Annotated in this window: 14 protein-coding genes; 10 read left to right on the top strand and 4 right to left on the bottom strand. The window is 67.7% G+C overall.

Annotation, left to right across the window (positions count from 1 at the left end):
- Positions 1 to 189 precede the first annotated feature (189 nt).
- Entirely contained in the window at positions 190 to 528 is a 339-nt protein-coding gene (locus AB0389_RS08680) for an HNH endonuclease signature motif containing protein (protein WP_366394588.1), read from the top strand.
- On the opposite strand, the gene AB0389_RS08685 is transcribed toward AB0389_RS08680, so the two are convergent.
- On the bottom strand, positions 525 to 740 hold the full coding sequence (locus tag AB0389_RS08685; protein WP_366394589.1) for a hypothetical protein: 216 nt from the start codon (positions 738 to 740) through the stop codon (positions 525 to 527). The two genes, AB0389_RS08680 and AB0389_RS08685, sit on opposite strands and share 4 nt — an antisense overlap.
- A 619-nt stretch (positions 741 to 1,359) precedes the next feature.
- Between AB0389_RS08685 and AB0389_RS08690 the strand changes: the two genes are divergently transcribed.
- Entirely contained in the window at positions 1,360 to 1,857 is a 498-nt protein-coding gene (locus tag AB0389_RS08690) for a phage terminase small subunit P27 family (protein ID WP_366394590.1), read from the top strand.
- Positions 1,858 to 1,899: 42 nt separating this feature from the next.
- Positions 1,900 to 2,835 (top strand): major capsid protein, encoded by a 936-nt coding sequence (locus tag AB0389_RS08695; protein ID WP_366394591.1) that lies wholly within the window; start codon positions 1,900 to 1,902, stop codon positions 2,833 to 2,835.
- A 73-nt stretch (positions 2,836 to 2,908) separates the two neighbouring features.
- Here the strand turns inward: AB0389_RS08695 and AB0389_RS08700 are convergent, their stop codons facing one another.
- Positions 2,909 to 4,015, bottom strand: a complete 1,107-nt coding sequence (locus AB0389_RS08700) for a helix-turn-helix transcriptional regulator (protein WP_366394592.1) — start codon at positions 4,013 to 4,015, stop codon at positions 2,909 to 2,911.
- An 869-nt stretch (positions 4,016 to 4,884) separates the two neighbouring features.
- Between AB0389_RS08700 and AB0389_RS08705 the strand changes: the two genes are divergently transcribed.
- Positions 4,885 to 5,493 carry a hypothetical protein gene (locus AB0389_RS08705; RefSeq protein WP_366394593.1) on the top strand — a complete coding sequence of 203 codons (609 nt, stop codon included), beginning with the start codon at positions 4,885 to 4,887 and terminating at the stop codon, positions 5,491 to 5,493.
- Between the two features lie 539 nt (positions 5,494 to 6,032).
- Complete coding sequence (locus tag AB0389_RS08710; protein WP_366394594.1) at positions 6,033 to 6,284, top strand: hypothetical protein; 252 nt, start codon at positions 6,033 to 6,035, stop codon at positions 6,282 to 6,284.
- 332 nt (positions 6,285 to 6,616) lie between these two features.
- Here AB0389_RS08710 and AB0389_RS08715 read toward each other — a convergent pair whose 3' ends face one another.
- Entirely contained in the window at positions 6,617 to 7,192 is a 576-nt protein-coding gene (locus AB0389_RS08715) for a hypothetical protein (protein WP_366394595.1), read from the bottom strand.
- Between the two features lie 122 nt (positions 7,193 to 7,314).
- Between AB0389_RS08715 and AB0389_RS08720 the strand changes: the two genes are divergently transcribed.
- The 5 genes from AB0389_RS08720 to AB0389_RS08740 all read left to right on the top strand — a co-directional run bounded on the left by AB0389_RS08720 (position 7,315) and on the right by AB0389_RS08740 (position 12,914).
- Positions 7,315 to 8,334, top strand: coding sequence for a hypothetical protein (locus AB0389_RS08720; protein WP_366394596.1), 1,020 nt, complete (start codon positions 7,315 to 7,317; stop codon positions 8,332 to 8,334).
- A 168-nt stretch (positions 8,335 to 8,502) separates the two neighbouring features.
- A complete protein-coding gene (locus AB0389_RS08725; RefSeq protein ID WP_366394597.1) occupies positions 8,503 to 8,958 on the top strand; it encodes a hypothetical protein in 456 nt (151 codons plus the stop codon).
- A 245-nt stretch (positions 8,959 to 9,203) separates the two neighbouring features.
- Positions 9,204 to 10,382: an endonuclease/exonuclease/phosphatase family protein gene (locus AB0389_RS08730; protein WP_366394598.1), complete on the top strand. Its 1,179-nt coding sequence runs from the start codon at positions 9,204 to 9,206 to the stop codon at positions 10,380 to 10,382.
- Between the two features lie 20 nt (positions 10,383 to 10,402).
- A complete protein-coding gene (locus AB0389_RS08735; protein WP_366394599.1) occupies positions 10,403 to 10,669 on the top strand; it encodes a DUF2630 family protein in 267 nt (88 codons plus the stop codon).
- Positions 10,670 to 10,793: 124 nt separating this feature from the next.
- Positions 10,794 to 12,914 carry an FUSC family protein gene (locus AB0389_RS08740; RefSeq protein ID WP_366394731.1) on the top strand — a complete coding sequence of 707 codons (2,121 nt, stop codon included), beginning with the start codon at positions 10,794 to 10,796 and terminating at the stop codon, positions 12,912 to 12,914.
- Here the strand turns inward: AB0389_RS08740 and AB0389_RS08745 are convergent.
- The gene (locus AB0389_RS08745) at positions 12,897 to 13,520 is read right to left on the bottom strand and encodes an ATP-binding protein (RefSeq protein WP_366394600.1); all 624 of its coding nucleotides are present in this window, start codon (positions 13,518 to 13,520) and stop codon (positions 12,897 to 12,899) included. The genes AB0389_RS08740 and AB0389_RS08745 overlap by 18 nt on opposite strands.
- Positions 13,521 to 13,574: the final 54 nt, after the last annotated feature.

A 13,574-nucleotide genomic window follows, 5' to 3' on the forward strand; every position in this document is an offset into this window, starting at 1 on the left:
GAAGCCGTGCGGTCCCCCGCGTTGTCCGGACCGGTTCCGCCGGCGAGGACAACATCCTTGCCCGCTGACCCAACGGTGAGAGGTGCGCGGTACCGGCCCGGACGGGATATCGGCCGCAGAGTTCCCCGGTTCGAGTCCGGGGGCGGGCACACGACAACACGCACCAGGACGACGACCAGGGGGACGCACATGCGCTGTATCGACTGCCCGGAGCCCGCTACGCACCGGGGCCGCTGTAAGCCTCATCACGGGGCGTATGAGGGTCGGGCGAGTGTCCGTTCCCGCCGTGCACGGGGTAGGCGTCGTGCGGCACGTCGGGATGCTGCTGCGAGGCTCCGGCGGCGGGTTCAGGAACGGGGCTCCGCGTGGTGTGACTGGTGCCTCGCCGACTTCCCCGCGAACGAGGTGGACGTAGACCATGTTCGCCCGCTTGCGCTGGGTGGTGAGGACGTTGACGGGAATGTTCAGGTGCTATGCCACGGCTGCCACGGGCTGAAGACCCGTACCGAGTTCGGGTGCGCGACCTAGCTGTCTTCCCTGCTGTCGTAGCGGGAGTTCTGCGCCAGCGCCCATGCACAGATGGACAGTGCACCGATGGTGGCAAACGAGATCGTGGACAGAAACAGCAGTTGGACACGCTTGGGGACGTTCTGCGCTTTCAAGCGAACCTTCCCGCAGTCAAGTTCGTAGTCACTGCCCGGGGCGGAGGCCGTGCCGTCAGTACTCATGCTTTCAGACATGAGAGCAGGAGACAGGGGCACGAGCAATCCGTCAAATAAGCAGATATCAGTACGTTCAGATGCTATGAGGCTGCCCGAGCCCTCGCGCATCCTCGTGTTTGGAGGTGCCCCATGCCCCGTAAGCCCCGCCCCCCGTGCTCTGTCCCGGGGTGCCCCGAGCTGACCCCCCGTGGTGGTCGGTGTGAGGCTCACCGACGCGAGGCCGAGCAACAGCGCGGTACGTCCAACGAACGGGGCTACACCACACGGTGGCAGCGCACCCGTAAGGCGTTCCTGTACCGGCATCCGTGGTGTCTGCTGTGCGGTCGCACGGCGACGGTCGCTGACCACTTCCCCTTGTCTCGGCGTGAGCTGGTGGCGCAAGGGGTCGCCGAGCCGGACGCGTTCAACAGGCTTCGTCCGCTGTGCACGCAGTGTCACAACCGCGAGACCGCGCAACGGCAACCGGGCGGTTGGGCTGCCGCGAATGCGAAGCCAATTCGGACATAGGGCGCAGCCCGACCAGGGGGGTACTCCCCTCTCCTCCCGCTCCAGATCGGCAGGGAGGAGAAAAACTCTCTCCGGAGCTGAAGGCGTTTTTGGAGCCCCGATTGAACGCACCAAAAGGAAGCGAGGATTTATGGCCGACCGATACCGTCCCACGTCGGCTGTCCAGCGGGCACGCGAGGGCAACCCGTCAAAGACACCGATCAAAGAGGGAGTGGTAATCCCTCGTGCGATCCTCGCCGAGCCGGATTGGAACGAGGTTTTCAAGACTTCACCCGATCCCGCCGTTGAATCAGCGAACGAGCGTTGCCGGAATGTGGCCTCCACTGAATGGCGGCGCGTAGTACCGGTGTTGGAAGTTGCCGCCGGTATTGGCGAAGTAGACCATACGACCGTCAAAGACTTGTGCATATGTGTCGCGCGTATCGACCAGGCCGAGCGGGATCTTTCAGAGCGTGGGCTGATGGTGACCGCCGAGCGTGGAACGGTGAAGAACGGCGCCGCAACGATCGCAGCGCAGTACCGGACGCAACTTGCCCGGTACATCCGGGAGTTGGGTCTCTCGCCGAGTGCACGGTCCGCTATTGCTGCGCCGGAATTCGATGATGACGACTCGGACATCTGGGACTGATTACCGCGCGAACAATGCTGAAATAAAATTGGAGAAATAACTGTGGCTCTGACTCTTGCTGAATCCGGCAAGCTCACTATGGACATGCTCAAGCTCGGCGTAATCGAGATGTTCATTCAGGAATCGCCGATTCTCGACCGGCTGCCGCTTATCAACGTCCAGGGGAGCGCGTACAGGTACAACGAGGAATCGAAGCTTCCCGGTGTCGCTTTCCGCGCCGTGAACGAGGCGTATCCGGAGAGTGTTGGTGCGGTCAATCAGCGGATCGAAAATCTCGCCATTCTCGGCGGTGACGCGGACGTTGACAAGTTCATTGTGCAGACGCGAAGTAATCTGAATGAGCAGCGCGCTATTCACACGCACATGAAGATCAAGGCTGCGTCGATCCACTTTTCCGATCAGTTCTTCAACGGTGACATTATGGTTAACCCTATGGGTTTCGATGGTCTCCGTAAGAGGCTGATCGGCTCACAGGTGGTCGATGCCGAGGGGCTTGCCCCGGTGGCGGATGGCTTTGCGTTTTTCGATGCGCTGGATTCCCTGGTCGCGCGGGTTAACGGACTCAGTGGATCGAACGGCGCCATCTATACCAATGGTGAGATAATCGCCAAGATCAAGTCGGGATTCCGGCGACTGGGCGGCAGCGAACTCCTTGTCAGCGAGATCGGGGGAAAGCGCGCCCCCATGTGGAACGGTGTTCCTCTTCTGGATGCCGGCCAGAATCTCGACGGGACGGACGTTATCCCGCTGACAATCGGCGAGGACGGTAAGGAGACCAGCGACATGTACGCTGTCCGGTTCGGCGCATCAGAGGCTGACACCGGGGTAACCGGTCTCACCAACGGCGGGATTCAGGCAACCGATTTGGGCGAAGCCCACGAAAAGCCGGTTTTCCGAACCCGGATTGATTTCTACTGCGGACTCGCCATGTTCGGCGGTAAGGCTGCCGCGCGCCTCCGGGGCGTAGCGAACGGCTGATCGCACCACAGAGCCCCCGCGCTCGTCTCCCTTGACCAGGGCGGCGGGTACGGGGGTTTCTGTATTTCGATATTCACGATTTCTTGATCTCGTCCATAAGTAGCCTAAGTGTCAGTGAGTGCTTTTCCTTGGGAAGTGAATTTAGGGCATCCTGCGCATATTCGATCCCGCCGGATTTGTCACCCGAGCGAACCAGCATCAAACCTCTGTGCATTTCTAGGTGAGTAGCAAATCGCGGTAGCTCCTTCGGGAGTTCTTGCCGTGCCGCATCTTGGGCCGCTACCGCCGTGTTCTCGTCGCCCAATCGGGCCGCGAGCAATGAAATGAAGACGTTCATGCGCCACCAAGGAACGGCGTAGTCACTCGTTTGCTGATATGAACCAGCCGAATCGAAGATGCGGCGCCCGTCATCCATTAGCTTTCTGGCTGTTCCGAAGTCTCCGCGAATTGCAGCCGCATGCGCTTTCCCCATGACTGCGTTAAGAAGTCCCAAGGATGGCTTTTCGCTAATGGCCATAGCCTGGTCGGCGAAGATATCGGCCATACCTAGCGAGGCACCCTCGTAGCCGAGCGCGATTGCGGCGCGTCCTCTTACCCACACTCGGGAGTTGTGATCTCCAGATTCATCGGCTGCTCTGGCCGCCATTCGGTACCAATTTACAGCTTTCGCGCCATCTGATCCGGGAAATGTTTTCGCGTAAAGCGTCATCAGTCGGGATGCGACAGACCAGAGTTGCGGGTTGTCCAGTTGCTGTTGAACCGTAACGAGTTCCCCGGAAACTCGACGCTGAATATCTGAAGCCCCCATAGACATGTACTCGGTTCCATAAATGGAAAGCTTGTCCTCCCATTCATCTACGGAAGGGCCGCCGGAGAGTCGCGCGCTGAAACCGGCAGCGAGGAGATCGGAGGCAACTACAGGGGCTATGGCAGTAGCTGCGATGTCACTGATAAATGTACGTCGTTTCACTTCACCCTCAAGTACTGCGAGCGGAACGTCCAGCACAGCAGACAGGCACCGCAGGTAGAACGGGCCCGGCTTCACCTTGCAACGCTCCCAGCCGCTCACGTACTCCCGCGTGAGCCCTGTCCCGAACGCTTCGTTGATCTCCGCTGCAAGTCTCCCTTGGCTCCAACCACGCGTCGTTCGTAGGTCCTTGATCAGTTGCCCGATGCCCATAGCTCCAGAGTGCCACTACGGCTGCCACTAGTCCTGGTCATCTAGGCAACGTCGCAATGGCTTGCCACTGCCCTTGCCACTAGGGCCGCTTCGGTAACACGCCGATGGTGGCCGTATGGCAGCCAATATGCCGAAGAAACAGACCGCACTGTCACCGGTGAGTCGACTTGCAAGCGACACCGACGAGTTACACACGCTCATAGCAGCGGGGGGCTTCTGGCGACTTGCTCCGGACTGGGTACCTCGCACGGGCTACACCGGGGTGCCGGACGCTGAGGGGTTACGCCGTATCGCGGACGGGCTTCTCGCGCTCTCCGTGCCGGGTCCGGGTGAGACGTGGTGAGCCCGGTGAGCGGGCAGCCGACCGGGTCCGTGCTTCGGTGGCCACCGTGTGAGTGCGGACATCCTGAGTGCCCGGACAGGCCGCCCCCGTACGCGGGTGACGACGACCGGTCGCACAGTCCCGCCATGGAACGCATCCGGCCCCTTCTGGAAAAGGAGAGAGACCGGACCAGGCGGAGACCCGGGTGACCGCCCGCAATCGCCGCTCAGAAACCGAAACTCCCCGCAAAGGCCCGCACTGCGGGGAATGTATCGGATTCCGTGAAGTCTGGTGCCCGGTGTGCTGCGGGTTCGAGGGATGCGACGTCTGCCACTACGCCTTCAAAGTTCCCTGCCGGACGTGTGCCGGCGGGGACATGACCTTAGGAAAAATCCAGTGGTGAAGCGCGCCCCGCAAAAGATCGGTTGGGCGCTTGCCTCTGCCGTTGTGTGGGTCGGTATTGCCGTGCTCATCATCGTGATTGTGACCCACGACAAGTAACTCCGCCCCAGCACGGGGCCACGTACCGCCAAGGAGCCAGAGACGCATGTCGCTGTTAACCCCCTACGTCGCCTTACTCAGTACCGAAGTGGCCACGTTCCAATCGGAGCTGGAAATCGAGGACAGTCCGAATGGGTACCGGCTCGCTTACAAGAGCAAGCGTCCCGGGGACCGTGACAAGCACGGGAACTTGTGGGCTCGCATGGAGGAAACCACGGGTCCGGGCAAGGTTCTCTATCATTCGATGCACCCGCGCCGTCAACGGGAATGCATGGAACGCATGTTGTGTCAGGTGTGCAGGGAGCCCGCCGACCGGAACCGGCAGGGATGGCTGTTCATCGACTGGCAGCGCGAGGAATCGCCGCCGACATGGCCCGAACGTTCCCTCACGTCGATGCCGCCCGTGTGCGCCGAACACGCCCGGGTGTCCGCGCGGCAGTGTCCGCATCTGCGCCACGGGCCGTACGTCGTGCTGCGTGCCCGGAAAGCTCCCCTGTACGGGGTGGCGGGGATCGTCTACCGCTTGACGCTGGACGGTTGGGTCACCACTGAGGATGACGTGCTCTCCGCGTACAGCAAGAGGAGACTTCCGGGCATGCTCGCATCCCGGCTCTACCGTGAACTGCGCGGCGTGACGGTCGTTGATCTCCCGTAGTACGTCAACGCGCCGTGGGCGGTGGGGACTTCCCGGTGTCCGGACCGGGGTGTTACGGTCCCTGACACAACATCAAACAGAAACCCCGGCGAGTGCGTCAACACTCCCGGGGCGTGGCCGACAACCTCAGGAGTTGCCGACGTGCGTCACTCTATCGCGCGTGCCCTTGTGGCATGCCTGCGCCTCATCCTTGCCGCGATGCTGCCCGCTACCGGGAAGCGCCGCGCGGAACCCGTAGCAGCCTCAGCAGCGCCGGGCACCCCGGTCAGCCCGTGGTCGAAGCCGTGGACGGCCCCCAGCGCGAGGGAAGCCCGGGAGATTTTCCGGGCCGAGGAAACCATGCGGCTCACCCCGGTTCAGCGGGAACGCTGCTACGCGGCAGGGTTCGCTGCCCACGGTGTCGATTACCCGTACACCGGTCACGGCGTCCACCAGGTCCGTACGGGGGTGACCGCGTGAACGCCCTCACAGAAACGTGCGGCGCGCAGCGTCCCGGGTTCGAGGGGCGACCGCCCATCGGAATCAACAGCATCCCGTGCGTGCTCGGTGCCGATCATGAGGGGGACCACCGGAACGCATGGGGGCAGGCGTGGCTGCGCGTCGTCGTCCCGGACGCTGTCACCGTTCCGGATGTGGTCTGCGTCGCGTGCGGGACGATGACCGGTGCCCCGATAGAGATCGGCTACGTGGAACGCGTGAGCGGCCCCGGATACGTCCAGTACGTATGCCCTGACTGCCTCTACAAACGCCCCGTGCGCGCCACCCCCGGTGAGCCGCTACGGGCCGCGTAGCCCGGTCCTGAGACAGCAGAGCAGCCCCGTTCGACCACGTGTCGGGCGGGGCTTCTGCATGTCCCGGACCCGGTGTTTTCCCAGTTCCCAGGGTGTAGGGTCTCCCCCCGGCCGCCCCTCCCGAAAAGCCGCACTTGCGACTCCGGGACAGGAGTCAAGGGTGACCGAAGGTCATCGCGCAGCGACGCGACGCAGGAGCGCCCTTTACACCTGACACGGAGACGCGACACTCACACCAGGAGGGGCGGCCCCCATCCCAACAACCCCCGCCACCCACCCACCCCACTCAAAACCGCCCTGACCCACACCCAACACCGGCAGCTCAGCCCACCTCAACTCTCTCGCGGCTCTCGTGTGTACAGCACGTAGAACACCGCCGCCGTCACGCACGCCGCGATCAGCAGTCCCAGGCCCGAGGACGAGAAGACGCTGTGGCCCGAGAGGCACACCAAGAAGCCGACCGCCGCGCCCGTTACCGCGCCCCAGGCGGCGGCGCGTGGTTCGCGGGGCAGGGAGTGCTGTACGAGAAGGAGCCCGACCAGCAGGGCGAACAGCACCACTCCGGAGACCAGCGCGAGGGCCAGCTGGCCGTTCGTGGCCTGGCCGCCGTCGCGGGCGATGGCTGCCGCGTAGGCGCCGTAGATGATGCCCAGGACGAGCGGTATCCCCAGAGCAAGAGGGGACAGACGGTGACGTCGGCGGGTGGTTGCGCCGTGAACGACCGTGGCGCCGGCGGTGACGCCGTACGAGGTGTCGAACCTCGTGGCGCCCGCCAGGGCGGTCGTCGTCGCCCGCCCAGGTGCCGCAGCGGCAGCGGTACCGACGGTGGCGGTGGTGACGGTGGCGGGCCGTGCTACGCGGTGCCATGAGGCGCGGTGCCGCGTCGGCATCCGTACAGGTGTGGCCATGACCGGGAACTCCTTCCCTACGCCCCCCACTCCAGAGCACACCCGGCCGTCCCGCTCGTCAACCTCACCGGGTCGGCGGCGCCCCGCTCGCGCCCGCCGCCCGCGCGCCATCCCCTAGAAGAGTGCCCTCCTCCGTCGCCCGCTCCCTCGCCCGCGTCTCCAGCGCCCTGATCGTCCTGCTCGCGCTGCTCACCCCCCTCAGCGCCATCGCCGCCTGGTCCGACCTGGAGGTCGGTGACACCGGCCGCTTCGTCTCGACCGTGGCGCCGCTCGACTCGGACCCCCACGTACGGCAGGCGGTCGCCGACCGGATCACCGACGAGGTCATGACGCAGGTCAGAGTCGGTCCGCTCCAGCAGAGCGTCCGGAATCTGCTGCACGAAGCCGTCCTGTCCTTCGCGACCACCGAAGCCTTCAGCAACGCCTGGCGGACCGCCGCCCGCGCCGTTCACTCCGCCGCCGCCGAAGTCCTCAGCGGCGACAACGGCAACGGGAAAAACGCGCCCGGCACACGCGGCCGTACGGTGATCATCGACCTGGCGCCCATCGCCGAGCAGGTGAAGCGACAGCTGGTGACCGACAACGTGCCGTTCGCCAACCGCATTCCCGTGCGGCACACGGAGATCACCGTCCTGGAGTCCAACAGCCTCGGCATCTGGCGCCACGTCGCCCAAGGACTCCGCGCCGCCGGAATCCGGCCCGCCGTGGGGACGCTGGTGCTCACGGCGGTGGCCGTCCTGCTCGCCGCCGACCGCCGCCGCACGCTGGTCCGCGTCGGCGCCGCCTTCGCGATCGGCGCCGGGCTGCTGGTCATCGCGGTCGCGGTGGCCCGGGGTTCCGTACTGGCGGACCTGCCGAACAACGGCGACCGTTCCGCGGCCCGCGCGCTCTACGACGCGCTGACCGTCTCACTGCGTACGGCCGCCTGGTCCGTCATGGCCGCCGGCCTGGTCCTGTCCCTCGGCGCGTGGCTCACCGGCCGCCTTCGCGGCTCGCGGCACACGACCACGTCGCCGCCGTCCGCCCCCACCCCGCCTCGCACCCGGCCTCGCTACCCGCGTCGCACCTCGCCTCCCGCCGCCTCACCCCACCCATCACCGCACCCATCGCCCCGCACCTCCCCCCGCCCATCCCGCACCTGACCAGCCGACATACCGGCCTTTACTTAATCTTTATCCCGATACCACCCACTCGAATGTCCCTTTTGTTCCATCTGGAGCACCATGGGCTGTATGAGCCAGAACACAGCACACAGGCCCCCCACCTCAGGCACGGGCATGGGCACAGGCACCACTGGCACAGGAAGGGGCATGAGCACGTCGTCGGACTTCGGCACCAGTTACGGTTCCGGCACCGGCGCGCATGCCGAGCGAAAGGCCGCCTGGGCTGTCGGCGGCAGCATCCTTGCCGGTGTCCTGATGGTGGTCACAGGGGCGACCAACATCCTCCAGGGCATCACCGGCATCAGAAGGGACTCTTTCCTCGACAGCGTCACGGGCTACGCCTACCGGTTCAACATCACCTCATGGGGCTGGATCCACCTCGCGCTCGGCGTGCTGCTCGCCCTCACAGGGCTGGCGCTTCTCGCCACCCGCGCCAAGTGGGCCCGGTACGTCGGTATAGGGATCGCGGCACTGAACCTGGTCGCGCAGTTCATGTACCTGCCGTACAAGCCGGTCTGGGCAGTCGTGGGCATGGCGCTCTCGGCGTACGTGATGTGGGCGCTGGCAAGCCACCGCGGGATCGGATCCGGTGCGAGGACCTGACGCCGGACCCCGAACCCGCACCACCACCAACAAACCCACCAACCTCCCTCCAACACACAACGCGCATACGGGAACAGCGGCAGACGTCGCTGTCCCCGTATGCGCGTACGTGTGCCTACGGGGATGTACGCACCGACGCAGGCACCTGCGCATGGCCAACGGACCGTCCACGTACGGCGTCTGATGGGATGGGACGGGGCGCGAGCCCTTGTCGAGCGAGAGGCCCGCCCGTGAACGTGCCGCAGTTGACCGCCAACCACTCCAACCACTCCAGCGACCACCACCCCACCGACCAACCCACCTCCCGCCCGCTCCACGAGCGCCTCCTCGCCGCCGCCACGGGGCTCTTCCTCCTCGGCGCCACCCTCCTCACCGGCTGCCGCCTCCTCGGCACCGACGCCGTCACCCCCGTACCGCAGCTCCTCGCCTTCCTCCCCTGGCTTCTCGTGCCGCTCACGCTCGCCGCGCTGTCCGCCGCTCTGCTGCGCTGGCGTACGGGGATGGTCTGGGCGCTGGTGGTGCTCGCCGCGACGGGGTGGTCGGTCCGCACGTACGACGCGCAGGGAGCCCAGCCCGGCGACTACGCCGCAGACGCAGCCGCAGCCACGAGCACCGGCACCGGCACCGGCACCCGCACCAGCACCGGTACCGGCACCAACACCGCCTCCGACGGCCCCGCCCCCACCCATCTCCGCGTCCTGACCTCCAACGTCGAGTTCGGCCAGGGAACGCTCGGCCTCATCGACACCATCCGCCGCGAGAAGCCCGACCTCGTCTTCGTCCAGGAGTGCGAATTCGTCTGCGCGCGCCTCCTCGCCGACCGGATCCCGGCCAAGGACTACCCGTACCGCAACGTCGTCAAGGCCTCCCGCGCCGAGGGCTCCGCCATCCTGTCCGTCTTCCCGCTCACCGACGCCGCCGGCGTCGAGGGCACCCTCGCCATGCCGGGCTCCACCGCCCGGATCGGCGGCCGTACGGTCCACCTCCAGCTCGCCCACCCGCTGCCGCCCATCCCCGGCATGGTCGACGACTGGCGTACGGAGCTGGGCCGGATCCGTACGTACGCCGCCGCCGCGCGCGAGGCGGGCGGTCCGGTCATCGTGGCGGGCGACTTCAACGCCACCCGCGACCACGCCGCCTTCCGCGCCCTCCTGAAGAGCGGCGGGCTGCGCGACAGCGCGCTGCTGGCGGGGGAGGGCCGGACGCCGTCCTGGCCGGCCGGCGTGCCCAGGCCGCTGGGGGCGCAGATCGATCATGTGCTGGTGAGCGGCGAGGACTTCTCCGTACGGAGCGCCCGTTTCATCGACCTGGCGGACACCGACCACCGGTCGCTGCTCGTCGGGCTCGACCTCCGGGCGGTCGACGAGCAGGAGACCGGCGAGCAGGAGACCGGCACACAGGCAGCCGACGTGCAGGCGCGGTAGTACGGCGGGAGGATCGAACCATGAACTTCGCGAACCCCCGGGGCGGCGACGACGCGATCCTCCGGAACATCAACGACCTGGTCGCCGAGGAACGCGCCCTCCGCGACCGTTCCACCGAGCGACAGGGCCTCACGGACGACGACCAGCAGCGGCTGCGCGCCGTGGAGGTACGGCTCGACCAGTGCTGGGACCTGCTGCGGCAGCGCCGCGCCAAGTCGGAGTACGGCGAGAACCCCGACGAGGCGACGCTACGGCCCGCGGGCGAGGTCGAGGGATACCAGGCCTGAGCCGGTGACGGACCAGTCCCCCGCCCCCGAGCAAGCCCCCAAGCACGCCCCCGAGCAGCGCTCCCGCTCGCGCTCTCACCCCCGCTCCCCCCGCCTCGCCCCACCCGCATGGCTCCTCGCGAACCTGCGTCCCCACCCCGCCCCCGTCCCCCGGGCCGCCGTCGCCCGCGCCGCCGTCGCCCTGGCCACGCCCCTGGCGGTCGGCCTCGCCACGGACCGGACGGACTACGGCGCGCTGGTGTCGATGGGCGCGCTGTTCGCCATCCTCGGCGACACCGCCGACGCGTACCGGATGCGGATCTTCAACATCGCGCTCCCGCAGCTCTTCGGAGCCGTCGGCGTCACGATCGGCACGCTCGTCCACGGGCAGGGCCAAGGGCAGGGCGGCTGGCTCGCCGTCGGGGTGCTGACGCTGGTCGCGCTCGTCTCCGGGATGATCTCGTCGATCGGCGCGGTGGCCTCCGTATCCGGGCTGCTGCTCCTGATCAACGCGGTGGTGGGCGCGGGGCTGCGGCTGCCGGAGCCGTGGTGGGTGGCGCCGCTGCTGCTGTCGCTGGGCGGGCTGTTCGTCCTCGTCCTGTCGCTGCTGGCCTGGCCGCTGCGCGGCCGGGGACCGGAACGGGCCGCCGTCGCCCGGACGTACCGCGCGCTGGCGGACCTGCTGGAGGCGGCGGGCCGTACCCCGGCGGCGGACGGTACGCACGACACGTACGACGCGGACGACACGTACGACACGAAACGCCAAGCGGTCACCGACGCCCTCAACCACGCCTACGACCTCGTCCTCGCCCGCCGCGCCCGCGAGCACGGCCGCTCCGCCGGCCTCGTACGGCTGCTCGCCCAGCTCAATGTGGTCATCCCACTGGTCGAGGCCACACCCGCCGTACATCTGACGGCCGGTGGCCGCCCGCTGCCCACCGCCGTCCCCGCGGCGGTACGGGAGCTGGCCGACGCGGTCGCCACCGGCCGTACGGGCGGGCCGCCCCCGGAGCTGCCGGCGCCCGGGACCCCCGCCGAGCGGGCGGTGGATACGGCGCTGCGGCACGCGGCGTCGGTGGTGCACGAGACAACCGGAACGACCGGAACCGCCGGAACCGCCGAGACAACCACGCTCGCGAACACCACCACCGCCACGGCCACGGCCACCACCAGCGCCACCAGCGCCGCCACCAGCGCCACCTCCAACACCACCGACCGCCTCGGCCGCCCCGCCGCCCTCCGCGTCCGTGCCCGCCGCGCCGCCCGCGACGTCCTGCTCTCCGCCGCGTCCTGGCGCTACGGGCTCCGCCTCGCGCTCTGCATCGGCCTCGCCCAGGCGCTGGTCTCGCTCGTCACCGTGCCGCGTTCGTACTGGGTCGCGCTCACCGTCACCTTCATCCTCAAGCCGGACTACGGCTCGGTCTTCTCGCGCGCCGTGCTCCGCGCGCTGGGCACGGTGGCCGGGCTGGTCGTCGCGGCGGCGGTGCTGTCGGCGACCCCGCGCGGGTGGTGGGACGTGGGGGTGATGCTGGTGCTCGCGGGGATCGTGCCGGCGGTGTCGGCGAAGGGGTACGCGTTCCAGACGGCGGCCATCACCCCGGTGATCCTGCTGATCTCGGACACCCTCAACCACGAGGGCTTCGACCTGGTGCTCCCGCGCTTCACCGACAGCATGATCGGCTGTGGGATCGCGCTGGTGGCGGGCTATCTGCTCTGGCCGGAGAGCTGGCACACCCGGGTCGGCACCCGGCTGGCGACCGCGGTGGACGACACGGCGGAGTACGTAAGGAGCGCCTTCGCGCCCGGCGCCGACCAGCCGGAACGGGTGCGGCAGCGCCGCCGTATCTACCGCGAACTCTCGGTCGTACGCACCGAGTTCCAGCGGGCCCTGACCGAACCCCCGCCCACCGGCACCCGCGCCATGGCCTGGTGGCCGCTCGTCGTCGCGGTGGAGCGCGTCGTGGACGCGACCACGGCGGCCCGGGTCCGCGTCGACCACGGCGCCCGGCCGCCCTCCCCCGCCGAGGTCGCCGGCGTCGAACGCCAACTGCGGGAACTGGCCGAGGCCGTACGGTCGAGCCGCACGGCGGTACGGGCACGGGCACGGGTACGGCCTGATCCGTACCCGTACGCCGAGGCCGGATCCGTACCCGCAGCGGAAACCGAGGCCGAAACGCGAACCGAGGCCGACGAGCGGAGCCCCCTGGCCCCCCTGCGCCACGAAGTCGCGGCAGCGCGCGCGATCGTGTCAACGACCTGGCTGTGACGCCCGGTCGCGCAGATCGGGCGGCTCGGGACTCAGCGTCCGACAGCTCCGGCAGCCGCGCTCGCCGCGCTCGCCCCACTCGCTCCGCGCGCCCGGACCGCCGGGCCCGCCCGGCTCACCCCGCCCCACCACTTTCAGCGTCGCCCACACCCGCTTCCCAGGCCCGCTCCTGGGCGCCACCCCCCAGTCGTCGGCCAGCGCGTCGATCAGCGCGAGCCCACGCCCGCACTCGTCGTCCGGCTCCGAAACGCGCGGCCGGGGCAGGCACTCGCCCGCGTCCTCGACCTCCAGCCCGAGCAGCTCCTCGACGCGGAACAGGTTGACGGCGATCTCCCGCCCGCGCGGGCTCCCGTGGCGCAGGGCGTTGGTGACGAGTTCCGACAGCAGCAGCGCGGCGGTGTCACCGGGCTCCCCGAGCAGTCCGAAGTCGCGCCGCAGCACATCCCGTGCCCGGCCGACGCTCCTGGGGTGCCCGGGAAGCCGAAAGGTCACGCAGTGGTCGTGCCGACGGCTCTGGTCGGGCTGGTGACCCTGGTTGCTCTGGAGACTCTGGTTGCTCTGGTCGTACTGGTCGTACTGGTTGCGCTGTTCACCGTCGTGGTTCATGGAAAGGACCTTTCCCCGTGACAGCTGTTTTACTTTCCGTAAATCGATGGTGAC

It is taken from the genome of Streptomyces sp. NPDC093109 (genome assembly GCF_040701725.1).
Lineage (GTDB): Bacteria > Actinomycetota > Actinomycetes > Streptomycetales > Streptomycetaceae > Streptomyces.